This window comes from Variovorax nitratireducens (assembly GCF_051216545.1).
Lineage (GTDB): Bacteria > Pseudomonadota > Gammaproteobacteria > Burkholderiales > Burkholderiaceae_C > Variovorax.
Genome location: NZ_JBPJZO010000002.1, coordinates 588449 through 610897, shown reverse-complemented (window position 1 = coordinate 610897; position 22449 = coordinate 588449). Strand labels below are relative to the sequence as shown.

The window sequence follows — 22449 nt, the reverse complement described above, 5'->3', positions numbered from 1 at the left end:
AGCGGTGGCGAGCCTGACGTGGCGTTCCGCAATTTGCACAAGCGATCATCCGTTCCTCTGTTATAGCGAGCCCGCCGACTCTATCCGGTGAGACCCGCTTGTCCATACGCCATTCTGAGGATAGGCACCCTGGACACAAGACAGATACTCGCCACGCGTTGTCTTGAGAAAATGTTAAGGAGAATCCGCCCATGACTCGCCCACCGCAGTTCGAACTCGGTCTCTCGCTGGCCGGCGGCGTGTCCTGCGGCGCCTTCACCGCGGGCGCGATCGACTTCATCGTGGAAGCGCTGGACGCCTGGCAGGACGCGCAGGAGCGCAACGACGCCGACGCGCCGGCGCACCGGGTGGTGTTGCGCACCGTGATGGGCGCGTCGTCGGGCGCCTTGACGACCGCGGTACTGGGCGCCGCGTTGCCATATGACATTCCGCCAGTGCGCCCGGGCACCTCGTACGACGACGCATGCCGCAACCCGCTGTTCGAAAGCTGGGTTCACATGACCGGCCTCGACAACCTGCTCGACACGCGCGATGCCGCGAGCGGCAGCGTGCGCTCCCTGCTGGATCCGACACAACTCGAAGGCGCCGCGCGCCAGGCCATCGAGTTCGGCCAGCGGGCCACGCCACGGCTTCGCCGCTGGCTGCCCGACCCGTTTCGCGTGGCCTTCTCGGTGACCAACCTGCGCGGCGTGCGCTACCCGTTGCTCCACGCTGGCCGCGCGGCAACACCGCCGCACACAACGGTGCATGGCGAGCTGCTGCGCTTCGCACTCACCGGCCTGGGCGACGGCAGCCACCCGCAAACCGCGCGGCGCGCCGACGAAAAAGAGATTGCCGTCGGCGCCGATCCCGCGGCCGCCTGGGATCGATGGGGGCACGGGTATGCCACCGCAGCCCTCGCCTCGGCGGCTTTCCCGCTGCTGCTGCCGGCCCGGCCGCTGCAGCACCTCGCCACCGATGCCCGCGCGTTGCAGATCGTGCTGCGCGGTGGCGCCTGCGCCCCGGATCAAGTGGTGGCCGCATCTCCGGCCGGCGCCGCCACCGAGCCGCACGACCGCGCGTTCGACGGCGTCGATGGGGGCTTGATCGACAACGACCCGGTCGACGCCGTCCGCTCGGAGCTCAACGATCGCGACCCGCTGGCCTGCAACCCGCGCGACGGCCTCCTGAGCGACCGCGCGGTGCTGCTGGTCAACCCGCTGCTCGGCACGTCGTCCACCTCGGGCGCGCCCTGGTTGCCGACAAATCTGGGCAATGCGCTGCCACGCCTGCTGTCGACGCTGCTCGACCAGGCGCGACTGCGCATGGAAGACATTGCGCTGGCGACGCGCGAAGACGTCTACAGCCGCTTCCTGATCGCGCCGCACGCCGAAGCGGACTCGTCCACCGCGTCCAGCCGCGCCCTCGCCGGCGGGAGCCTCGGCGGTCTCGGCGGCTACCTGTGCCGCGAATTCCGGCTGCACGACTACCGGCTCGGCCGCCGCAATGCACAGCAGGCGCTGGCAAACCACCTGCTGCTGCCCGAGGACAACCCGCTCTTTGCGGGGTGGACGACGACGCAGCGGGCGCGCTATGCGGCCGGCGACCGCGAGCTGCCGGTCATCCCGCTGGTCGGCCGGCTGCACCCGCGCCATGGGGAGGAAGAGCCGTCGCCCGACTGGCCGCGTGGCCAGGCCGACCCGGCCGCTTTCGGCCCGGCCTTCGACCGGCGTCTGAACCTCGTGTACCGCCACCTCATGCCCTGGTGGGCGCGCTGGCTGCTCGCACCGCTCTGGCACTTGTTCGTGCGGCGGCGCATCCGCAACGGCCTCGTTGAGGCGATGGCCTCCGGCCTGCGGCAGCACGGACTGTCGTGACCGCCGCCCTACCAGCGCGCGGGCAAGGCCCGCAGCAACAACAGGCAACGCTGCTCGACGGCGATGTAGCCGCCTTTTTCGAGGTCTTTCAGCAATCGGCTCACCATCTCGCGCGACGAGCCGATCTCGCCCGCGATCGCCTGGTGGGTCAGCCGCTCGGCGATGCGCCGGGTGCCGTCGGGCTCGGTCTGGGCCCGCTCTTCCAGCACGCGCTTGAGCCGGCTGTAGACGTCGAGCAGGGCCATGCTGCGCGCGCTTTCGGTCGCCAGCCGGGCCCGCTGGATGAGCCGGACGATCAGCCCCATCGCGAAGTCGGCGTCGGCCGCGATGTGGCGCAACAGGGTTTCGCGCGTCACCACCGCGCAGACTGTCGGCTCCACCGTCTGCACGCTGGCCGAACGCGGGCCGCCGTCGAGCGACATCTCGCCGACGTATTCGCCCGGCCCGTGGTGGCCGAGCGTGACCTCGCGGCCGCGCGCGTCAGAGACGAAGGCGCGCAGCCGGCCGGTCAGCACGATGTAGATGGCGTCACCCTGGTCACCCTCTTCGATCAGCACCGCGTGGGTGCGGTAACGGCGCTGCACGCCCAGGGCTGCGAGCTTGAGCAGTGAGGTCGGCAAGGCGGCAAGAGGGTCGGCGCGATTTCCGGCGGCGGGCGGCGGCATGCGCGGACTATAGAGCCACGCGGCGCAGCACGCCTGCGGGCCGCGGCCGCCGCGATCCTAGTCGTGCGTAGCCAGCCTGAGCGCCGACACGATCTGGGGCATGCGCGTGACGCGGTGCACCACCTCGCGGATGCTGCTGCTGCCGGTTTTCTGGCGCACGTTCTTGATGTGCGTGCGCACCGTCGACAGGCGGATGCCCTGAAGCCCGGCGATTTCCTCGGCCCCGTGGCCGGCGCAAAGCTGGGCCAGCACGTTCTGTTCGGCCCGCGTCAGTTGCTTGGCCCGGGCGAACATCTGCATGGTGAGCATTTCGCAGCCGGCGGCGCGGCTGCACATGATCAGCACGGTGTCGATCACGGCGCCGGTGTCACGCGGCTCGAGCGGGATGAAAGCCAGCGACAGTGGGTCGCTCACGTGCTCCAGCTCGACGATGCTGCGGCAGCCGCGCTCGGCGTCCCTGAGCGCCTGCCGAATGCGCACCTGCCAGGCCGGCTGGCCGGCGCACAGCATGCCGTCGGCATTGCGCAGTGCGCGCGCGGCCGCCAGCTCGCGCCGCGCAGGGTGGTTCGAATGGAGGATGCGGCCGGTCAGGTCGACCAGCACCAGCCCGTGATCGATTTCGTCGAGCACGCGCGCCAGCATGCCGGCCTGCAACGCGTCCGGCGGGGCGACCGTGGCGCCACTGAAAGACAGTGGGCTTTTTTCATGGATTGCCAGATTCATTTCGCTTCCTCATCCGTTGTGGTGAGGACAGTGTCTGGAATCCGTGCGTCGGCAGGCAGGGACTATTGCCGCGCAGTTTGTGACTTATTAACATTTGTTAAAAAACAACCCGCCCCGCCGGCCGGTCAGTCAGTCAGTCGCTGCAGCGCTTCGCGGTACTTGGCGGCGGTCTTCTCGATCACCTCGGCCGGCAGGCGCGGCGCGGGTGGGGTCTTGTCCCAGGGCTTGCCGTTGATCTTGGTGGCTTCGAGCCAGTCGCGCACGAACTGCTTGTCGTAGCTCGGCGGATTGGTGCCGTTGCGCAAGGCTTCTTCGTAGCCCTCGATCGGCCAGTAGCGCGAGCTGTCGGGCGTGAGCACCTCGTCCATCAGCACCAGCGTGCCGGCCTCGTCGAGGCCGAACTCGAACTTGGTGTCGGCAATGATCATCCCCTTGGTCAGCGCGATGGCCGCCGCGGTTTCGTAGATCTGGATGCTGGTTTCGCGGATCTGCTGGGCGAGCGCCGGGCCGACGATTTCGACCACGCGGTCGTAGCTGATGTTCTCGTCGTGCTCGCCCGCAGCCGCCTTGGCAGCGGGCGTGAAGATCGGGCGCGGCAGCTTGCTGGCGTTGGTCAAGCCCTCGGGCAACGGCACGCCGCAGACGGCTCGACCCTCCTGGTACTCCTTCCAGCCGCTGCCGGCCAGATAGCCGCGCACCACGGCCTCGACCGGGATCGGCTTCAGGCGCTTGACCAGCATCGAGCGGTCTTTGACCTGCGGCGCCTCTTCGGCCGTGACCACACTCTCGGGTGTGTCGCCCGTCAGGTGGTTCGGGCAGATGTGGCCAAGCCGGCCGAACCACCAGAGCGCCATTTGCGTGAGGATCACGCCCTTGCCGGGAATCGGCTCGCCCATGATCACGTCGAACGCGCTCAACCGGTCGCTCGCCACCATCAGGATGCGGTCGTCGCCGACCGCATAGTTGTCGCGCACCTTGCCGCGCGCGAGCAGGAGCAGGCTCTTGATGGAGGACGTGTGGACGGTGGTCATGGCAAAAAAGCGGTGTGGAAACGGAGGGGGGAACGGAGGGGGAATGGCGATTGTGCGCGCAGAAAAAAGCCACCGCGAACGGTGGCCGGCATGCGGGCAGAACGCGCCTTGGGTCAGGTGATCGAGGCGCGGTAGATCGACTCGATGGCTGCGTCCAGCGCGCTGTTGAACGCCGCGTCGGACTGCTGTGCACTCAGGCCTTCGGTCAAGGCGCGGCTGAAGCTGGCGATGATGCCGGGGTTGCGCGCCAGGCGGGCATTGGCGTCGTCGCGTTCGTAGCCGCCGGAGAGCGCCACCACGCGCACCACTTGCGGATGCGCCACGAGTTCGCTGTAGAAGCCGTCGACGGTCGGAAGCGTGAGCTTGAGCATCACCTTCGATGCGGCGGGCAACGCGTTCAGGCGCTCCAGAAAGCCCTTCTTGAGCACGACTTCGGCCTGCTGCTTGTCGGCCGCGCCGATCGAGACTTCGGGCTCGAGGATCGGCACCAGGCCGGCGTTCAGGATCTGCTGGCCGACGGCGAACTGCTGGTCCAGCACGGCAGCGATGCCCTTTTCGTTGGCAGCATTCACCACCGAACGCATCTTGGTGCCGAAGACGCCCTTGGCCGCGGCGCGCGCGAGCAGGTCGTCGAGTTCGGGCATCGGTTTCATGAGTTGCACGCCGTCGGCTTCGGCGGCCAGGCCCTTGTCTACCTTGAGAAAAGGCACGACCTGCTTGCGCTGCCACAGGTAGGCGGCGGCATCGAGGCCGTCGATCTGCCGATCCATCGTCGCCTCGAACAGGATGGCGCCGAGCACGCGGCGGCCGTCGAACGCGGGGCTGGCCACGATACGACTGCGCATCGCGTGCACGAGGTCGAACATCTCGGCGTCGCCCTGGTAGGCGCTTTCCTCGATGCCGTACAGCTTGAGCGCCTTCGGGGTGCTGCCGCCACTCTGATCCAGCGCGGCGATGAAGCCGTTGCCCTTGGAGACTTTGTCGAGTTGTTCCTGATTCACTGCGTCGCTCTCTCTCGTTCGTGGCCGTTGACACGGCGGTAGGGGGGTGGTGCAAGATTGTATCGGCGGGCCCGGATCGGCTCGATCGGCTATTTCGGCTATTTCCCGGTGTCTGGCGGGAGCCCCAGGAAAGCCAGCACCGGCGGCAGCACCGGGCCGCCCAGCCACCGCAGCGGCTTGGCCACGGCAACGATCAGCGTGATGTGGCCGAGGTCGTCGAACTCGCGCGTCTGCACCGGCACGCCCGCTGCCTGCAATCGGGTCGCCATCTGCCCGGTATTGCGCACCGGATTGACCACCTTGTCCTCGCGCGCCACCAGCAGCAGCGCGCGCGGCGAGGCGGCCGAGGCATGGGTCAGCGGCTGCGAATCCGGCGGCGTGGCCGGCCAGTTGAAAGCCACCTGCGCGTCGGGGTTCACGATCGGCAGGAAGTCATAGGGGCCGGCCAGCCCGATCCAGCCGGCGAGCTGCTTCGGGCTCGCACCCACCGCGTCGAGCCAGCGCGCGTCGAGCGCCACCATCGCCGTGTTGTAGCCGCCCGAGCTGTGGCCCATCACATAAACCTGATTCGGGTCGGCGCCGAGCCGCGCCGCGTTGTCGAGTGCCCATTTGACGGCGAGCGCACTGTCCTGCACGAACACCGGGTACTTGAACGCGGGCGACCGGCCGTAGTCAGGCAACACGACCACGGCGCCGCGCGCTGCCAGCGCCTCGCCGACGAACCTGAAGCTGGCACGCTCACCGGTCGTCCAGGTGCCGCCATAGAAGAAGACGACCAGCGGGCGCTTGCCCTCGGCGGGCACGGTGCTGGCCAGCGGCCGGTAAACGTCGAGCTGCTGGCGCGGCGCCGGCCCGTAAGACACGTCGCCCTCCAGCGCGTAGGTGTCGCTCGGCACCACGCGATTCAGCAGCTTGACGGGGGAGCAGGCGGCCAGCAGCACGGCGGCAGCGGCAATCAGCAGCGCGGGGCGCGGCTTGGGAAGGGGGTTTCTCATGGGGCAGGTACGCGCGGCGAGCCAAAACGGTTTCGCCAGCATGCGCATTGCCGCCGGCCGCACCGGTAGGACGCGGCCGGGCTTTGTGCCGACGGCGTCAGGTCGCCCGGCAGATCTTGAGCATGTTGGTGCCGCCGGGTGCACCCATGGGCTCGCCGCAGGTGATCGCATAGACGTCACCGCTCTGCACGATCCCGCGCTTCTTCAGATGCGTCTCGGCCTGCTCGAGCGCCGTGTCGCGGTCGCTCTCCGGATCCATCAGCAAGGGGCGCACGTTGCGAAAGAGCGCCATTTTGCGTTGGGTGGCAAGGCGCGACGTCAGCGCATAGACCGGGATGTGCGCCGCATGCCGGCTCATCCAGAGCGGCGTGGAGCCCGACTCGGTCATGGCCACGATCGCCTTGGCGCCGAGGTGGTGCGCGGTGAACAGCGCACCCATGGCGATCGATTGGTCGATGCGGTTGTAGGTGTGGCCGCTGAAGTCGGTGTCGAGTGTCTTGTCCTCGGCCTGTTCGGCCGCTTCGCAGATGCGGCTCATCTCCTGCACGGTCTCGAGCGGGTAGCGGCCCGAGGCGGTTTCGGCCGAGAGCATCACGGCATCGGTGCCGTCGAGCACGGCGTTGGCCACGTCGCTGACCTCGGCGCGGGTGGGCACCGGGTTGGTGATCATCGATTCCATCATCTGCGTCGCGGTGATGACCACCCGGTCCATCTCGCGCGCCATGCGGATCATCTTTTTCTGCAGCGCCGGCACGGCCGCGTTGCCGACTTCCACCGCGAGGTCGCCGCGCGCGACCATGATGCCATCGCTGGCGCGGATGATTTCTTCCAGCTTGGGGATTGCCTCGGCGCGCTCGATCTTGGCGATCAGCCCCGGCTTGTGGCCGAATTCGGCCGCCGCCACGTTGCAGAGCTGGCGCGCCATTTCCATGTCGGTCGCATTCTTCGGAAAGCTCACGGCCACGTAGTCGGCCTGGAAGCTCATCGCGGTCTTGATGTCCTCCATGTCCTTGCCGGTCAGCGCCGGTGCCGTGAGGCCGCCGCCCTGCTTGTTGATGCCCTTGTTGTTGGACAGCTCGCCGCCGAGCCGCACGGTGGTGTAGACCGCGTCGCCCTTGACCGCATCGACGATCAGCACGATCAGTCCGTCGTTCAGCAGCAGCCGGTCGCCGGCCTTCACGTCGCGCGGCAAGTCCTTGTAGTCGAGGCCGACGGCGTCCACGTCGCCGAGCTCGGTGCGGGCGCCGTTGAGCACGAACTTGGCGCCGGGTTCGAGCCAGATCTTGCCCTCGGCAAACTTGCCGACGCGGATCTTGGGGCCCTGCAGGTCGGCCATGATCGCGACCTCGCGGCCGGTGCGGCGTGCCGCCTCGCGCACCATGAGCGCGCGGTCGATGTGATCCTGCGCCTTGCCGTGGCTGAAGTTGAGACGCACCACGCTGACCTTGTTCAGGATCATCTGTTCCAGCAGCGCCGGGTCGCTCGAAGCGGGCCCGAGAGTGGCGACGATCTTGGTGGCGTGGCGCGGAATGCGGGGGTCGTTCATTTGTCTCTCGCTGTTGGTTTGGCTTTGCTGCCTTTGACGCAATTCTCACATGCGGAAATGACAGCGCACGATACGGCAAGTTCAGCCGGCAATCGGCCGGATGTTGATTTTCGTCATGGCCGGTGCGCGCCGGACACGCTACGGTTCGACCATGAACGCCCTGCCTGACTCCGCCCTGCCCCTGCCCGTGCCGCCTGAAGCGCCGCTGCCGCACCGCAAGACCCTTCGTTCCTGGCTCATCCCGCTCTCGCAGCGCAGCACCGTGCGGGCGCTGGCGTTGCTCGCCTTCGATTACACGCTGTTCATGGCGCTGCTGACTGCCGCGGTGTGGCTCGAGTCCGGCTGGCTCAAGCTGCTGTGCGGGCTGGCCACGGGATTCGTGATCGGGCGCCTGTTCATCATCGGGCACGACGGCTGCCACCACAGCCTGACGCCGCACCGGGGGCTGAACCGGTGGCTGGGCCGAATCGCCTTCCTGCCATCGCTCACGCCGTTCAGCCTGTGGGACATGGGGCACAACGTGGTGCACCACGGGTTTACCAACCTGAAGGGCGTCGACTTCACCTGGGCGCCGCTCACGCAGGCCGAGTACGGTGCGTTGTCGCCGTCGCGCCGCTTCATGGAGCGCGTCTACCGCAGCGGCTGGGCGCCCGGCCTCTACTACATGGTCGAGATCTGGTGGCACCGCATGGTGGCGCGCGACAAGTCCGGCAAGGCCGAACGCCCGGTGTTCTCGCACGATTGCTGGCTGGTGGGCAGTTTCGGCACGGTCTGGTTCTGCGCGCTAGCGGCGGCGGCGCTGGCCACCGGCCAGTCGGTGCTGCTGCTGGTCGCCACGGCGTTCGTGGTGCCGCTGCTGTTCTGGTTCGCAATGATCGGTTTCGTGGTCTACGTGCACCACACGCACGTGAAGGTGAGCTGGCACGACGACCGTGCCGCCTGGCAGCGCGCGCAGCCTTTCGTCTCGACCACAGTGCACCTGACGTTCCCGCTGCGAATCGGCTCCCTGCTGCACCACATCATGGAGCACACCGCGCACCACGTGGACATGAGCATCCCGCTCTACAAGCTGAAGGCGGCGCAGGCGCGCCTCGAGGAACTGCTGCCGAACCGCATCGTGGTGCAGCGCTTTTCATGGGGCTGGTATTTCGGCACCGCGCGCAGTTGCAAGCTCTACGACTTCACGCGCCGGTGCTGGACGGATTTCAAGGGCCGGGCGACCAGCGAGCCACGCGCCGCGCCGGCCTGAGCCGGCCGCGGCGACGCAGCTCAGCCGGCGGCGCGCTGTTCCAGGATCTGCAGCGCCGGCAGGGTCTTGCCCTCGAGGATCTCGAGGAACGCGCCGCCGCCGGTGGAGATGTAGCCGATCTTGTCTTCGATGCCGTACTTGGCGATTGCGGCCAGCGTGTCGCCGCCGCCCGCGATCGAAAAGCCCGGGCTGGCCGCGATGGCCTGCGCGATGACCTTGGTGCCGTTGGCGAAGGCATCGAACTCGAACACGCCGACCGGGCCGTTCCAGACGATGGTGCCGGCTTCGCCAAGTTGCGCCGCAAGCTGCGCTGCGGTTTGCGGGCCGATGTCCAGGATCAGGTCGTCTTCAGCCACGTCGCTCGCCGCCTTCACCGAGGCCGGTGCATCGGCCGCAAAGGTCTTGGCCGTGACCACGTCGACCGGAATCGGCACGGCAGCGCCGCGCGCGCGCATCGCTTCGATCACGGCTTTGGCCTGGTCCAGCAGATCGGGTTCGGCCAGCGACTTGCCGATCGGCAGGCCGGCCGCCAGCATGAAGGTATTGGCGATGCCGCCGCCGACGATGAGCTGGTCGACCTTCTCGGCCAATGCCTTCAGGATGGTCAGCTTGGTGCTGACCTTGGAGCCCGCGACGATCGCCACCAGCGGGCGCTTCGGCGCGGTGAGGGCGCGGGTGATGGCGTCGATTTCAGCCGCCAGCAGCGGGCCGGCCGAAGCCACCTTGGCGTATTCGGCGATGCCGTAGGTGGTGGCCTCGGCGCGGTGCGCGGTGCCGAAGGCATCGTTCACGTAGATGTCGCAGAGCGCAGCGAGCTTTTGCGCCAGCGCCGGGTCGTTCTTCTTCTCGCCCTTGTTGACGCGGCAGTTCTCGAGCAGCACCACCTGTCCGGGCTTCACCTCGACGCCGTCGACCCAGTCGGCCAGCAGCGGCACATCGCGGCCCAGCAGCTCGCCCAGGCGGGCAGCCACGGGCGCCAGCGAATCGGCAGGCTTGAAGGCGCCTTCGGTGGGGCGGCCAAGGTGCGAGGTGACCATGACGGCAGCGCCCGCGGCGAGCGCCTGCTGGATGCAGGGCACGGAGGCGCGGATGCGCGTGTCCTCGGTGATGCGGCCGGTGTCGTCCTGCGGCACGTTGAGGTCGGCGCGGATGAAGACGCGCTGGCCGGCAACTTTGCCTTGGGCGCACAGATCGGTAAAGCGGATGACGTTCATGCACCCGATTCTAGGAGCGCCTACCAGCCGAGCCACAGATGCAGCGGCAGGTAGACCGCCATGCCGACCACGATGGTGCCCAGCACGCCGCGGCGCCAGAAGTAGTACGCGGCGCCGGCCGCGGCCGCAAAGAGCCGGCCGTCCTGCCAGGTCGAGACGAAGTGTCCCTGCGTCATGACGATCTCGGGAATCACCACCGCCGCCAGCGCGGCCACCGGTGCGTAGTGCAGCGCCCGGTGCGCCCAGGGCGGAAAGCCCCAGGGCCGGTCGAGGATGAAGAAGAAGCAGCGCGTGAGCACGCTGACGCCGGCCAGGCCGACGATGATCAGCAGCGTCCAGGCATCCGTCACACCCTTCACGCCTCGTCTCCTTCGTTGGGATCGAGCCCGAGCTGCCGCTCGAACCAGAAGCAGAGCAGCACCGCAACGCCGATGCCGACCACGATGTTGAGCTTGAGCGGCAGGCTGTAAGCCGCCACCGCAGTGCCCCCCGCGATGGCGATGGCCAGCATTCGCAGCCGGCTGGTGGCCATGGAGCAGAGGATGCCCACCAGGCTCAGCACGCCCGCGAAGCCCAGGCCCCACGCCAGCGGAATGAAGTTGGCCAGCGTCACGCCGAGCAGGCTGAGCGCCATCCACGAGCACCAGGTCACGCAGTAGCCGCCTGCGAGGTAGGCCTCCTGCGCGGCGCGACCTGCCGCGTCGTCGGCCGGCACCGGGTAGCGGCGCGTGAACAGCGCATAGCTGAGGTCGGCTGTCAGGTAGCCGTTGACCAGCCGGCGCCAGCGCGGCAGGTGCATCAGATAGGGCCGCAGGTGCAGGCTGAACACCACAAAGCGCAGGTTCACGCAGAAGCCCGTGGCCAGAATCACCCAGCCTGGCGCACCGCCCACCAGCAACGGGATCGCGGCGAGCTGCGAACTGCCGGCGTAGACCAGCAGCGTCATCGCCACCGCCTCGACCACGCTCATGCCCGACTGCACCATCGCCACGCCGGTCATCAGGCCCCAGGCCGAGATGCCGAGCGCGAGCGGCGCCATCTCGCGGGCGCCCTCGCGAAACGTGGGCTGGTTGCGGACGCTGGCGAGGAAGAACACCCGTCAGAGCCCGAAAACCTGGCCGGCCTTGACGTCGAAGCCGCGCAGAAAGTCGGCGGCCGCCAGGCGTTTGCCGCCGGCGCGCTGCAATTCCGTCATCAGCACGACCGAGTTGCCGGCCGCCACCGCAATGCCGCTGGGCGCTACGGCCAGAATGGTTCCGGGCTTTTCGCCGGCCGCGCCGGACTGGACGCGGGCCGCCCAGAACTTGACGGCCTCGCCGTCGAGTGGGCTGGTGGCGCCGGGAAAGGGGTCGAAAGCGCGAATGCGGCGCACGATGGCCTCTGCCGGCTGGCACCAGTCGATCTTCGCTTCGTGCTTTTCGACCTTGTGGGCGTAGGTCACGCCTTCGGCCGGCTGCGCGACGGGCTTCAATGCGCCGGCTTCGGCCAGACGCAGCGCCTCGATGACCAGCCGGCCACCCACGTCGGCCAGCCGGTCGTGCAGCCTCGCCGTGCTGTCGTCGCCAATGGCCAGCGCCTCGCGCAACAGCATGTCACCGGTGTCGAGGCCGGCGTCCATCTGCATGATCGTGATGCCGGTTTCCAGGTCGCCCGCCTCGATCGCGCGGTGGATCGGCGCGGCGCCGCGCCAGCGCGGCAGCAGGCTGGCATGGATGTTCAGGCAGCCCAGCCTGGGCACGTCCAGCACCCATTGCGGCAGGATCAGGCCGTAGGCCGCGACCACCATCACGTCCGCACTTGCGGCGCGCAGCGCTTCGGCCGCCGCAGCTGCGTCGTCGGGGTACTTTCCGTCGAGACGCAGGCTGCGCGGCTGCGCGACCGGCCAGCCGTGTTGCTGCGCCAGTTCCTTGACCGGGGACGCCTGCAGCCTGAGGCCGCGGCCGGCGGGCCGATCGGGCTGCGTCAGCACCAGCGCGATGTCGTGGCCCGCGGCGGCAAGCTGCGCCAAGGCAATGGCGGCAAAGGCGGGGGTTCCCGCAAAAATGACTCTCAAACGGTGCTCGCAGACTTCAACGGATCAGAATTTCGAGGGACAGATCGTCACCCACGTTGTAGTACTGCACCAGGCCCTGGGGGTCTACATAGATGTAGAGCAACCGGCGTGTGTTCTGCGCCTTGTAGCGCCAGGCCCAGACCCCACCGTCGAAGGACGACACGCGCGTGATCTCGAAGGGGCGGCCATACGTCCGCAGGATGTCGGCCTCGCGCCAGACGCCGGGCCGGATGGTGCCGGCGAACAGGCCTTCGTCGAGTTCCTGCCGCACCGAGAACACGCGGCCGGCGGCGTCGACATCGACGTTGTTGACCTCGAAACCCGAAGGTGCGCGCGAATACTGCAGACGCTCGACGCCGCTCGGCAAGGCGTAGACGGCGGTGGGTGTGCCCAGCCGCTGCAAGGCTTCGGCCTTGCTGGTGTTGGGTGGCAGGCGGGTCGGTTCGCTGATGCAGGCCGTCAGTGCGAACGCCAGCGCCACCGAGGTGAGCCCTCGCGCGCCACGCAGCACGGTCATTCGCGCCCTTCGCGCTGTTCCTCGCGCTGCGCCTTGAGCAGCTTGCTCTTGATGCGGTTGCGCTTGAGCGGCGAAAGGTATTCGACGAACACCTTGCCGAGCAAATGGTCGAGTTCGTGCTGGATGCAGACCGCGAGCAGGCCTTCGGCCTCGACGGTGCGAAGCTCGCCGTCGAGGTCGAGCGCGGTGCACCGCACGGCGGTGGCGCGTTCGACCCCGTCGTAGATTCCGGGCACCGAGAGGCAACCCTCTTCGTTCAATACTTTTTCGTCGCTGGCCCAGACGATCTCGGGATTAATCAGCACCAGCGGTTCGTTGCGTTCTTCCGACACATCGATCACCACCAGCCGCTCATGCACGTCGACTTGGGTGGCGGCGAGCCCGATACCATGCGCGTCGTACATGGTTTCCAGCATGTCGGCCACCAGGGACTTGATGCGCGCATCGACGCCCTGCACCGGCTTGGCCACCGTGTGCAGACGCTTGTCGGGGAAACTCAGAATGGGTCGTTTGGCCATGAAAGCGTGCGAAAGTTGTGGCTATTTTCGCCAATTCCGCGACGGCGCGCGGCGTCCGAAAGGGATAAACGTTGCCCAATCAAGGGCTTCAGCGCAAAATTCGTTGCAAATTGTGAGGATTCGTTTCGCCCGGCGTGGCGCAGTGTGTGCACACCATCAAACCATGAAAACAACCCGAATCAACGCTCGCCTGCGCCCCAACATCCTTGCCACGCTTGGCGCACTGGCACTGCTCGGCAGCGTGACCGTCGCCAACGCACAGAACTATCCGGTCACTCCAGCGCAGCGCGCGACCGCGCAGCAGACTGCCCAGACCGGCATTCCGCTGAGCGAGTTGAACCCGAACGCGCCCGACGAATACACGGTCAAGTCCGGCGACACGCTCTGGGCCATTTCGCGCCTGTACCTGAAGAGCCCGTGGCGCTGGCCCGAGCTCTGGGGCATGAACCTGCGCGACATCGCCAATCCGCACCGGATCTACCCGGGCCAGGTGCTGTTCCTCGACAAAACCGGCGGCCGTGCCCGCCTGACGCTGCGCCGCGGCGTCGGCTCGGGTGATGGCGGCACCATCAAGCTGTCGCCGCGCACCCGCCAGGACACCGTCACGGGGCTGGCGCTGCCGACGCTGAATCCGGCGCTGATCGAGCCGTTCCTCAGCGAGCCGATCGTGGTCGACGAAGACACCCTCAAGACGGCTCCGCGCATCGTGGCGGGCAATGACAGCCGCGTGCTGCTGGCGCGCGGCGACCGTGCCTATGCGCGCGGCGAGCCGAATGCGCCGCTGCTCGAGAAGGCCGGCCCGATCAACCAGTTCCGCGTGTTCCGTACGGCCACGCCACTGAAGGATCCCGCCACCAGCGAAATCCTTGGCTACGAAGCGCAATACGTCGGCAAGGCCCAGTTGCAACGCAGCGAGTCGACCCAAACCATGATGGAGGGCGGCAAGGAGGTCACGAACGTGGTGCCCGCCACCATCGACATCGTGGCCGCGCGCGAAGAAATACGCGCCGGCGACCGCCTGCTGCCCGAGCCGCCGCGCCAGCTGCTGAGTTACACGCCGCGCGCGCCGATCGACACCATTACCGATGGGCGCATCGTCTCGGTTTATGGCAACGCAGTGCAGTTCGCCGCCCAGAACCAGGTGGTGGCGATCAACAAGGGCACCCGCGACGGCATCGAAAGCGGCCACGTGATGGCCATCCTCAAGAACGGCGAAACCATCGTCGACCGCACGGGCGGCGGCAAGGAAACGCTCAAGCTGCCGAACGAACGCATCGGCCTGCTGATGGTGTTCCGCCCGTTCGAGAAGGTCTCTTACGCCCTGGTGCTCGAGATCAACGACACGCCGAAGGCCGGCGACCTGCTCGTCAACCCATAATCCCGCGCGGCTGTCGTGGAGCGCGCAGAACTCGCGGGCTGGCTGCGGCTCACGCTGACGCCGGGCATCGGCAACAGCGCGGCGCGCAAGCTGCTGGCGGCTTTCGGCTTGCCGGCCGCCGTGTTTGCCCAGCCGCTGGCAGTGCTCGCGCAGGTGACCACCGACGCCCGGGCCGCGGCGCTGCGCGAGCCGCCACCGGCACTCGATGCGCTGGTGGATCAAACCTGGCAGTGGCTCGACGGCACCGATGACACCGGAGCCACCCGCCGCATCGTGACCCTGGGCGACCCGGGCTATCCGACGGCGCTGCTGGAAATGGCCGACCCGCCCCTGCTTCTTTACACGCTGGGCGCCCCGGCTTTCGACCTGACCCAGCTGGGCCGCAGCCTCGGCGTGGTCGGCAGCCGCAATCCGACGCCGCAGGGCGCGTCGAACGCGCGGGCGTTTGCGCGCTCGCTCGGCGAGGCGCAGATCGTCGTCGTGTCGGGGCTGGCGCTTGGCATCGACGGTGCCGCGCACGAGGGCGCACTCGATGCAGCCGGCGACGCGCCGAGGCTTGCCACCGTTGCGCTGGTCGGCACCGGGCTGGACCGTGTCTACCCGGCGCGCCACCGCGATCTGGCGCGGCGCATCGTGCGGCAGGGCATGCTGATCAGCGAGTTTCCGCTGGGCACCCCGCCGCTCACGCAGAATTTTCCGAAGCGCAACCGGCTCATCGCAGGCCTCTCGCAGGGCACGCTGGTGGTGGAAGCGGCGCTGCAATCGGGCTCGCTGATCACGGCGCGGCTGGCGGCGGAGCAGGGCAAGGACGTGTTCGCGATCCCCGGCTCGATCCACGCGCCGCAATCGCGCGGCTGCCATGCGTTGATCCGCCAGGGCGCCAAGCTGGTCGAGTCGGTGCAGGACATTCTGGAAGAGCTGCGGCTGCCGAAGGCCATGACTTCCACTGCGTCCGACGCCCGGCCAGCAGCCGCCACAGGCGCGTTCGACCCGCAAAGCCCCTTGCTCGACCCGCGAAGCCCGTTACTCGACGCGCTCGGCCACGACCCGGTAAGCCTCGACGCACTGAGTGCCCGCACCGGCTGGAGCGCCGGCGATCTTCAGGCCCAGCTGCTTGAACTCGAGCTGGATGGCCACGTGGCCCGCTTGCCGGGCGGCCTGTTCCAGCGCAGCGCGTCGGCCTGAACCCGCACGTCGCGCCGGCACAACGCACGATCGGCGAGTCACGCCGGATGGTGGGCTATATTGGGGCCATGTTCGAAGTGCTCGTGTTCGTCTATGAAAACTACTGGCGCGGCGACGCGTGCCCCGAACCCGAGCAACTGGGCCGCAAGCTCAGCGCTCACGGCTTCGACCCCGACGAGATCCGCGACGCGTTGCAATGGCTGGACGGGCTCAGTCTCGCGACGCAAGGCGTGCAGGTGGCGCGCGATGCCGACGGGACGTCAGGCACCGTCACGCTGCGCGGCACCGGCGAAGCCGCCCTGCCCCAATCGGCCAGCGCGATGCGGGTCTACTCCAGCGCCGAACAGGATCATCTGGGCGCTGAATGCCTGGGCTTCATCAGCTTTCTCGAAACTGCCGGCGTGCTCACCGGCGGGCTGCGCGAGATCGTGATCGAGCGGGCGATGGCCGCGCCCGGTGACCCGGTCGCGCTCGACGAACTCAAGATCATCGTGTTGATGGTGCACTGGAGCACCGGCATCGAGCCCGACGCCCTGGTGCTGGACGAGCTGTGCGAGAGCCGCGAAGGCCGCACCGCCCACTGAGCAGCCCTAGTTCAGCAACCGCTCGGGGTTGGCGTCCAGCTTGGCCAGCGCCTCGCGCGTGGCGCGCACGGTGAGGGTTTCCTCTTCGGCGGGCACCAGCAGACCGGCCTGCAGGTAGGAGGCCAGCCGCCCGGCCTGAATCAGGAAGCTGCGGCCATGGGTCGAAGCAAACAGATGCAACTGTTTCCGGTCGCTCCGCCAGACGAACTGCACCTGGTTGACCTGGCCGTTGTGGTCCAGCATGAACCAGGTGCCGACCTGCAGTTCGTGCGCCCAGGCCAGCATGTCTTCGCTGACCTTGCTGCCGGCGTTTGGAATCACCTCGATCGATGCCGCGTCGACGCCCAGCAGCAGTTCGATGCTGGCCTCGTCCATCGGCAATTCGCCCGAGGACTCGCCGCCTTCATCGGTCACGAAATCCTCCAGATTGCTCAGGCGCTGGGCCATGGCTTCGATCTGGGCCTGCGGAATGGCCTCGGTCTTCGACATGAACGCGTCCGACAGCGTGGCGCCGATGGTCTTGATGTGCGCTTCCTGCGGGTCGCCGACGATGCCTAGCAGGGTCATGCCGGCGCGAAGGCGCTGCAGCAGCTTGGGCAAATCCTGGATCACCCGGGTGCGGTCGTTGCGGTTGGGCTTGGCGCTCGCGGCCCACACCAGCTCGGAGGCGGCGCGCTTGAGCGTGACCGTCTGTTCGTCCTGGCCGCCATAACGCAGCGCGGCGATGGCCAGCACCTCGGCCCAGACCTTGAACAGGAACTCGCGGATTTCCTCGCGCACCGGCATGTCGTTGAGCATCTTGCGCAACTCGATGGTGTACTGGATCGCCATCGTTTCCTTCTGCTCGACCTGCTGTGCCACGCTCATCAGGCGCTGGGTGGCATCGCTCTGCGTCAGGTACTTGTTGAGGAAGGCGACGAATTCGTCGAACACCAGCTTGAACACGCGCTGGCCGGTCTCGGGGTATTGCTCGATGACCTGCACCACGCGGCGGATCTCGCCCTCCAGGGCGCTGCCCGAGATGGCGGCGGCGTCGAAACCCATCACGCAGGAGCCCATGCGGTCGATCAGCATGCGCGCAGGGTGCTGCAGCGTGCCGAAGAACTCGGGCTCGGCAATGGCCACCCGCAGCACCGGCATCTGCAGGCGGGCGAACCAGACGCGCGCCGAAAACGGAATGCGTTCTTCGGCCAGGATCGCCTGGAACATCAGGGCCACGATCTCGACCGTGGCCTTGTCGGCCGTGGTCGGTGCCTTTTTCTTGAGTTCGGCGGTGCGTCGGCGGATATCGAGCGCGGTTTGCTGCACCGCCGTAGCCTCGTCGCCGAGCACGTACTGCGAGGCAGCGATCTGGTAGGCCGCCTCGGCATCGGCAATGGCTGCAGCGAATACCGCCCCCCCCGCGCCGCCGCCCGCCATGCCGCCACCACCCATGCCCGCGCCGGCCACGCCGCCGCTTTGCATCCCGCCGCGTGTCGTGAAATCGCCGCCGATGCGTGCGGTGACAAAGCGCTTGAGATTGAGCAGCACGCCCTGCGCACGGTGGCGTGCCATCAGCAACGGTGAGCCGCCGGTCGGGCCGTCGGCACCACCCGCGCCGTGGCCGGCGCCCACCACCTGGCCCGATGTGACACCGATGGCGGCAGGCGCAAAGCTGCCCGGCGGCGCGCCGAAGCCGAACTGCTGCCCGGCGAAGCGTTGGCTCGCCGACATGCCACCAGGGGTGGTGGGAGGCACGCCACTGCTCACAAAACTGCTGCCAATCGCGCCGGGGCCCGTGTTGGTCACCCCGCCTGTGCGCTTGACGAAGCTCTTCAGGTCGATTTCGGGCATCACGCCCTTGCTGATCAGGAAGGCGTTGGCCTCCTTGTACGCCGAGACCACCACCTCGAGCAGCCGCTGGTGCACGACATCCTGCACCTTGGTCCAGAGTTGGCGCGACAGCCCGGCGGCCAGCCATTGCTCCACCAGCATCTTGGCCAGGGCCTCCGGGCGCAGCACGTCCTTGGCATCGAGTTCGCTGGTGCCTTCGAGAGACTGGATGCGCAGCCGCAGGTCGTTGAGCTCGAAGCTGGCCTTGTCCTGGATCACCAGCGCGAGCCGCGACGACAAAATGTTGTTTTCCACCACCTCGTCACCGATCAGTTCGAGCCGTGACAACGAATTGAGCGACCCGCTGCCGGTGGCGGCCTGGGCCAGCGCCTTGCGCCAGCCCTCCTGCGTCAGGGACACCCAGCTCGACGCCTTGGTCTGGAACGCCATGAAATCGTCGCGGTGTTCCTGCATTTCCCGCGCATTGGTGACCTGTTGCGACAGCGACGTCAGCCGGTCGCGGATCGCAAGTGCGGCGGGCGCGATCACCCCGCCGGTCGCAGCCACAAAGCGCTCACGCGTCTCTCGGGCAAGTTGCAGGGAGGTGGCGGGAGGCCTCACGGTGCTCATGAAGGTTCAGGACAGCTCAAAAAATCGGGGGTAGGCGCCGAGCTTGCATCGGGAAGGCATTTGGCACAAGGCCCGCCGCATGCTCGGCTGCCCGAAATTCGGCCACCCGGCTCACACCACGGCGCCCGAATTCGGATCTTCGGGGTCGCCATCGCGCTTGATTGGGCCCTTGACCAGGTCTTCACGCTTGACGCCGAGCCACATCGCGATCGCCGCCGCAACGAAGGCCGACGAGTAGATGCCGAACAGGATGCCGATGGTCAGCGCCAGCGCGAAGTAATGCAGCGTCGGGCCGCCGAAGAAGAACATCGACAACACCACCAGCTGGGTGGAACCGTGGGTGATGATGGTTCGGCTGATGGTGGAGGTGATCGCGTTGTCGATGATCTCGACCGTGGTCATCTTGCGGTAGCGCCGAAAGTTCTCGCGCACCCGGTCGAAGATCACCACCGATTCGTTGACCGAATAGCCCAGCACCGCCAGCACCGCCGCCAGCACGGCCAGCGAGAACTCCCACTGGAAGAAGGCGAAAAAGCCCAGGATGATCACCACGTCGTGCAGGTTGGCCAGCACGGTCGCGACGGCGAACTTCCATTCGAAGCGGATGGCCAGGTAAATCATGATGCCGACCACCACCATCGCGAGCGCCTTGAGCCCGTTGGTCGTGAGTTCGTCGCCGACCTGCGGGCCGACGAACTCGTTGGCGCGCAGTTCCACGCCAGGGTCGGCCGCCTTCAGCGCGTCCATCACCTGCGTGCTCTGCTGGGACGCGCTCATGCCCTTCTGCACCGGCAGGCGGATCTGCACGTCGCGTGTCGAGCCGAAGCCCTGCACCTGCACGTCGGGATAGCCGAGCTTGCTGACGATCTCGCGCACCTTGCCCACATCGGCCGACTGCTGGTAGGCCACGTCCATCACGGTGCCGCCCGTGAACTCCACCGAAAGGTGCAGGCCGCGGTGCAGCAGGAAGAACACGGCGAGCGCGAAGGTGGCGAACGAAATGATGTTCAGCACCAGCGCATAGCGCATGAACGGAATGGTCTTGTGGATTCTGAAGAATTCCATGGCGTGCCTCTTACTTTGCTTCGGCCACGGCCGTGGAATCAGTGTCGGTCTTGGGCTTCCAGACCGTGCCGATCGACAGCGTCTTGAGTTTCTTCTTGCGGCCGTACCAGAGGTTCACCAGGCCGCGCGAGAAAAACACCGCCGAGAACATCGAGGTGACGATGCCGATGCAGTGCACCACCGCGAAGCCGCGCACCGGGCCCGAGCCGAAGGCCAGCAGCGCTATGCCGGCGATCAGCGTGGTCACGTTCGAGTCGAGGATGGTGCCCCAGGCGCGGTCGTAGCCGGCGTGGATCGCGGCCTGCGGCGAGGCGCCGTTGCGCAGCTCCTCGCGCACGCGCTCGTTGATCAGCACGTTGGAGTCGATCGCCACGCCGATGGCCAGCGCCATGGCCGCGATGCCGGGCAGGGTGAGCGTGGCCTGCAGGATCGACAGGATCGCCACCAGCAGCAGCAGGTTCACCGCCAGCGCGATCGACGAGAACATGCCGAACAGCGCGTAGTAGATGCACATGAAGACCATGATGGCGGCAAAGCCGTACATCACGCTCTCGAAACCCTTCTTGATGTTGTCGGCGCCCAGGCTCGGGCCGATCGTGCGCTTCTGGATGATCTCCATCGGCGCGGCCAGCGAGCCGGCCCGCAGCAGCAGCGCCAGATCGTTGGCTTCCACCACGCTCATCGAGCCGGAAATCTGGAAGCGGTTGCCGAGTTCGCCATTGATCGACGGGGCGGTGAGCACTTCGCCCTTGCCCTTCTCGAAGATCAGCATGGCCATGCGCTTCTTGAAGTTCTCGCGGCTCACGTCGCGCATGATGCGGCCGCCCTTGGCGTCCATCGTCAGGTCGACCTTGGGCTGGTTGTTCTGCGAGTCGAAGCCGGGTTGCGCGTCGGTGAGGTTCTCGCCGGTCACGAGCACCTGCTTCTTGACGATCACCGGCCGGCCGGTGCGATCGAGAAACTTCTCGGAGCCGAACGGCACCGGCCCACTGCCGGTTTCGGCCGCGCGGCCTTCGGCACTCTCGTCGACCATGCGCATTTCGAGCGTGGCGGTGCGGCCCAGGATGGCCTCGGCACGGGCCGGGTCCTGCACGCCGGCCAGCTGCACCACGATGCGGTCGATGCCCTGCTGCTGGATCACGGGCTCGGCCACGCCGAGTTCGTTGATCCGGTTGTGCAGGGTGGTGATGTTCTGCTTGAGCGCCGCGTCCTGCAGGCGGCGTGCCGCCTCGGGCTTGATCGAGCCGACGATCTTCCAGTCGCTGCCTTCCTGGCTGTCGACCGTACTCAGGTCGGCAAACTGATCCTGGATCAGCTGTTTGGTGGTCTCGAGGCTGGCCGCATCGCGCATCCGCACTTCGACGGTCTGCCCGTTGCGGGTGACGGCCGTACCGCGGACGCTCTTGTCGCGCAGGGCGGTGCGGATGTCGCCGGCGAAGGACTCGGCCTTCTTGTCGAGCACGCCCTTCATGTCGACCTGCAGCAGGAAGTCGACCCCGCCGCGCAGATCCAGGCCGAGGTACATCGGGTAGGCATGGAGCGCCGTGAGCCAACCCGGCGAGCGTGACACCGACCCCGGCGTGACGACGTAGGAAGGATCGTCGCTGCTGGGCGCTAACGCGCGCTGCAGCGCGTCCTGCGCCTTGAGCTGTTCGTCGGTGCTGCCGAAGCTGGCCCGCACCGACGTGCCTTCGAGCGCAATCTTGCCAGGCGTGAGGCCGGCCGTCTTGAGCGTCTCTTCGATGCGCGCCAGCGTGGCGGCATCGACCTTGACGGTGGACTTGGCGGCCGACACCTGCACCGCAGGCGCCTCGCCGAAGAAGTTGGGCAGGGCGTAGACGAGCCCCAAAAGAAGCACGATCACGATGACCGTGTATTTCCAGACCGGATAGCGGTTCATCAATTCAACCTATTGGTGAAACACCGCGGAACCGGCTCTGCCGGGCCGCTGGTGTTGCCCCCGGCAGGGGGTTGGCGAAGCGACACGAAGTGCGCGCAGCCTGGGGGCGAGCATTATTTGATTGCGCCCTTGGGCAGCACCTGAACCACCGCGCTGCGCTGGATCCGGACCTCGACGCCGTTGGCGATCTCGAGACCGAGGTACTGGTCGCCGATCGAGGTGATCTTGCCAAGAACGCCGCCGGCCGTGGCGACTTCGTCGCCCTTGGCCAGCGCTTCGATCATGGCGCGCGCTTCTTTCTGGCGCTTCATTTGCGGGCGGATCATCACGAAATAGAGCACCACGAACATCAGCACCAGCGGCAGCATGCTGCTGAGCGAGGACAACATGTCGCCACCACCGGCAGCGGGGGCGGCAGCCTGGGCAAAAGCAGAGGAAATGAACAAGAGAGTCTCCAGCAGGGGGAAGGTAGGAACGCGGGCCCGGCCCGCAGTTCCGCGGCCGCAGCATGCGGCCCCGCGGCGCGG

The 22449-nt window shown here is 67.5% G+C and carries 21 protein-coding genes; 5 read left to right on the top strand and 16 right to left on the bottom strand.

The window, feature by feature from the left end; translation table 11 throughout:
• The first annotated feature begins 191 nt into the window (after positions 1–191).
• The gene (locus ACSFA8_RS08225; RefSeq protein ID WP_435478996.1) at positions 192–1856 is read left to right on the top strand and encodes a patatin-like phospholipase family protein; all 1665 of its coding nucleotides are present in this window, start codon (positions 192–194) and stop codon (positions 1854–1856) included.
• 8 nt (positions 1857–1864) lie between these two features.
• Here ACSFA8_RS08225 and ACSFA8_RS08220 read toward each other — a convergent pair whose 3' ends face one another.
• The 6 genes from ACSFA8_RS08220 to pyk form a co-directional block, all read right to left on the bottom strand.
• On the bottom strand, positions 1865–2521 hold the full coding sequence (locus ACSFA8_RS08220; RefSeq protein ID WP_435478995.1) for a Crp/Fnr family transcriptional regulator: 657 nt from the start codon (positions 2519–2521) through the stop codon (positions 1865–1867).
• A gap of 57 nt (positions 2522–2578) precedes the next feature.
• The gene (locus ACSFA8_RS08215; protein ID WP_435478994.1) at positions 2579–3244 is read right to left on the bottom strand and encodes a helix-turn-helix transcriptional regulator; all 666 of its coding nucleotides are present in this window, start codon (positions 3242–3244) and stop codon (positions 2579–2581) included.
• A 125-nt stretch (positions 3245–3369) separates the two neighbouring features.
• A complete protein-coding gene (locus tag ACSFA8_RS08210) occupies positions 3370–4275 on the bottom strand; it encodes a phosphoribosylaminoimidazolesuccinocarboxamide synthase (RefSeq protein ID WP_435478993.1) in 906 nt (301 codons plus the stop codon).
• 113 nt (positions 4276–4388) lie between these two features.
• Positions 4389–5276: a fructose bisphosphate aldolase gene (locus ACSFA8_RS08205; protein ID WP_435478992.1), complete on the bottom strand. Its 888-nt coding sequence runs from the start codon at positions 5274–5276 to the stop codon at positions 4389–4391.
• 98 nt (positions 5277–5374) lie between these two features.
• Positions 5375–6271, bottom strand: a complete 897-nt coding sequence (locus tag ACSFA8_RS08200; RefSeq protein WP_435478991.1) for an alpha/beta hydrolase — start codon at positions 6269–6271, stop codon at positions 5375–5377.
• Positions 6272–6368: 97 nt separating this feature from the next.
• On the bottom strand, positions 6369–7817 hold the full coding sequence (gene pyk / locus ACSFA8_RS08195) for a pyruvate kinase (protein ID WP_435478990.1): 1449 nt from the start codon (positions 7815–7817) through the stop codon (positions 6369–6371).
• A 151-nt stretch (positions 7818–7968) separates the two neighbouring features.
• Between pyk and ACSFA8_RS08190 the strand changes: the two genes are divergently transcribed.
• Entirely contained in the window at positions 7969–9066 is a 1098-nt protein-coding gene (locus ACSFA8_RS08190) for a fatty acid desaturase (protein WP_435478989.1), read from the top strand.
• Between the two features lie 20 nt (positions 9067–9086).
• On the opposite strand, the gene ACSFA8_RS08185 is transcribed toward ACSFA8_RS08190, so the two are convergent.
• From ACSFA8_RS08185 to def, 6 genes are read right to left on the bottom strand one after another with little or no spacing between them, the layout of a single operon-like run.
• Positions 9087–10280 carry a phosphoglycerate kinase gene (locus ACSFA8_RS08185; RefSeq protein ID WP_435478988.1) on the bottom strand — a complete coding sequence of 398 codons (1194 nt, stop codon included), beginning with the start codon at positions 10278–10280 and terminating at the stop codon, positions 9087–9089.
• Positions 10281–10300: 20 nt separating this feature from the next.
• A complete protein-coding gene (locus ACSFA8_RS08180; protein WP_435478987.1) occupies positions 10301–10639 on the bottom strand; it encodes an AzlD domain-containing protein in 339 nt (112 codons plus the stop codon).
• Positions 10636–11319: an AzlC family ABC transporter permease gene (locus ACSFA8_RS08175; RefSeq protein ID WP_435479216.1), complete on the bottom strand. Its 684-nt coding sequence runs from the start codon at positions 11317–11319 to the stop codon at positions 10636–10638. The genes ACSFA8_RS08180 and ACSFA8_RS08175 overlap by 4 nt, the downstream gene beginning before the upstream one ends.
• Before the next feature lie 60 nt (positions 11320–11379).
• The gene (fmt, locus tag ACSFA8_RS08170) at positions 11380–12333 is read right to left on the bottom strand and encodes a methionyl-tRNA formyltransferase (protein ID WP_435478986.1); all 954 of its coding nucleotides are present in this window, start codon (positions 12331–12333) and stop codon (positions 11380–11382) included.
• Between the two features lie 16 nt (positions 12334–12349).
• The gene (locus tag ACSFA8_RS08165; RefSeq protein ID WP_435478985.1) at positions 12350–12850 is read right to left on the bottom strand and encodes a hypothetical protein; all 501 of its coding nucleotides are present in this window, start codon (positions 12848–12850) and stop codon (positions 12350–12352) included.
• Positions 12847–13368 carry a peptide deformylase gene (gene def, locus ACSFA8_RS08160; protein ID WP_435478984.1) on the bottom strand — a complete coding sequence of 174 codons (522 nt, stop codon included), beginning with the start codon at positions 13366–13368 and terminating at the stop codon, positions 12847–12849. The genes ACSFA8_RS08165 and def overlap by 4 nt, the downstream gene beginning before the upstream one ends.
• A gap of 163 nt (positions 13369–13531) precedes the next feature.
• Here def and ACSFA8_RS08155 point away from each other — a divergent pair, with 163 nt between their 5' ends.
• The 3 genes from ACSFA8_RS08155 to ACSFA8_RS08145 all read left to right on the top strand — a co-directional run bounded on the left by ACSFA8_RS08155 (position 13532) and on the right by ACSFA8_RS08145 (position 16515).
• On the top strand, positions 13532–14746 hold the full coding sequence (locus ACSFA8_RS08155; protein WP_435478983.1) for a LysM peptidoglycan-binding domain-containing protein: 1215 nt from the start codon (positions 13532–13534) through the stop codon (positions 14744–14746).
• A 15-nt stretch (positions 14747–14761) separates the two neighbouring features.
• Positions 14762–15931, top strand: coding sequence for a DNA-processing protein DprA (dprA, locus tag ACSFA8_RS08150; protein ID WP_435478982.1), 1170 nt, complete (start codon positions 14762–14764; stop codon positions 15929–15931).
• A gap of 68 nt (positions 15932–15999) precedes the next feature.
• A complete protein-coding gene (locus ACSFA8_RS08145; protein ID WP_435478981.1) occupies positions 16000–16515 on the top strand; it encodes a Smg family protein in 516 nt (171 codons plus the stop codon).
• Between the two features lie 6 nt (positions 16516–16521).
• On the opposite strand, the gene ACSFA8_RS08140 is transcribed toward ACSFA8_RS08145, so the two are convergent.
• From ACSFA8_RS08140 to yajC, 4 genes are all read right to left on the bottom strand, one after another.
• The gene (locus ACSFA8_RS08140) at positions 16522–18957 is read right to left on the bottom strand and encodes a DUF1631 family protein (RefSeq protein WP_435478980.1); all 2436 of its coding nucleotides are present in this window, start codon (positions 18955–18957) and stop codon (positions 16522–16524) included.
• Between the two features lie 111 nt (positions 18958–19068).
• Complete coding sequence (secF, locus tag ACSFA8_RS08135; protein ID WP_435478979.1) at positions 19069–20022, bottom strand: protein translocase subunit SecF; 954 nt, start codon at positions 20020–20022, stop codon at positions 19069–19071.
• A 10-nt stretch (positions 20023–20032) separates the two neighbouring features.
• Positions 20033–21922, bottom strand: a complete 1890-nt coding sequence (gene secD, locus ACSFA8_RS08130; protein ID WP_435478978.1) for a protein translocase subunit SecD — start codon at positions 21920–21922, stop codon at positions 20033–20035.
• 113 nt (positions 21923–22035) lie between these two features.
• Complete coding sequence (yajC, locus tag ACSFA8_RS08125; protein ID WP_435478977.1) at positions 22036–22368, bottom strand: preprotein translocase subunit YajC; 333 nt, start codon at positions 22366–22368, stop codon at positions 22036–22038.
• Between the last annotated feature and the right edge of the window lie 81 nt (positions 22369–22449).

Excerpts from the sequence above, each read along its gene's own strand:
- ACSFA8_RS08190 (WP_435478989.1), top strand. The coding sequence starts at position 7,969 with ATGAACGCCCTGCCTGACTCCGCCCTGCCCCTGCCCGTGCCGCCTGAA.
- ACSFA8_RS08210 (WP_435478993.1), bottom strand. The coding sequence starts at position 4,275 with ATGACCACCGTCCACACGTCCTCCATCAAGAGCCTGCTCCTGCTCGCG.
- secD (WP_435478978.1), bottom strand. The coding sequence starts at position 21,922 with ATGAACCGCTATCCGGTCTGGAAATACACGGTCATCGTGATCGTGCTT.
- ACSFA8_RS08155 (WP_435478983.1), top strand. The coding sequence starts at position 13,532 with ATGAAAACAACCCGAATCAACGCTCGCCTGCGCCCCAACATCCTTGCC.
- ACSFA8_RS08140 (WP_435478980.1), bottom strand. The coding sequence starts at position 18,957 with ATGAGCACCGTGAGGCCTCCCGCCACCTCCCTGCAACTTGCCCGAGAG.
- ACSFA8_RS08225 (WP_435478996.1), top strand. The coding sequence starts at position 192 with ATGACTCGCCCACCGCAGTTCGAACTCGGTCTCTCGCTGGCCGGCGGC.
- def (WP_435478984.1), bottom strand. The coding sequence starts at position 13,368 with ATGGCCAAACGACCCATTCTGAGTTTCCCCGACAAGCGTCTGCACACG.
- pyk (WP_435478990.1), bottom strand. The coding sequence starts at position 7,817 with ATGAACGACCCCCGCATTCCGCGCCACGCCACCAAGATCGTCGCCACT.
- ACSFA8_RS08185 (WP_435478988.1), bottom strand. The coding sequence starts at position 10,280 with ATGAACGTCATCCGCTTTACCGATCTGTGCGCCCAAGGCAAAGTTGCC.
- ACSFA8_RS08220 (WP_435478995.1), bottom strand. The coding sequence starts at position 2,521 with ATGCCGCCGCCCGCCGCCGGAAATCGCGCCGACCCTCTTGCCGCCTTG.
- secF (WP_435478979.1), bottom strand. The coding sequence starts at position 20,022 with ATGGAATTCTTCAGAATCCACAAGACCATTCCGTTCATGCGCTATGCG.
- ACSFA8_RS08165 (WP_435478985.1), bottom strand. The coding sequence starts at position 12,850 with ATGACCGTGCTGCGTGGCGCGCGAGGGCTCACCTCGGTGGCGCTGGCG.
- ACSFA8_RS08145 (WP_435478981.1), top strand. The coding sequence starts at position 16,000 with ATGTTCGAAGTGCTCGTGTTCGTCTATGAAAACTACTGGCGCGGCGAC.
- ACSFA8_RS08215 (WP_435478994.1), bottom strand. The coding sequence starts at position 3,244 with ATGAATCTGGCAATCCATGAAAAAAGCCCACTGTCTTTCAGTGGCGCC.
- ACSFA8_RS08175 (WP_435479216.1), bottom strand. The coding sequence starts at position 11,319 with ATGGCGCCGCTCGCGCTCGGCATCTCGGCCTGGGGCCTGATGACCGGC.
- ACSFA8_RS08200 (WP_435478991.1), bottom strand. The coding sequence starts at position 6,271 with ATGAGAAACCCCCTTCCCAAGCCGCGCCCCGCGCTGCTGATTGCCGCT.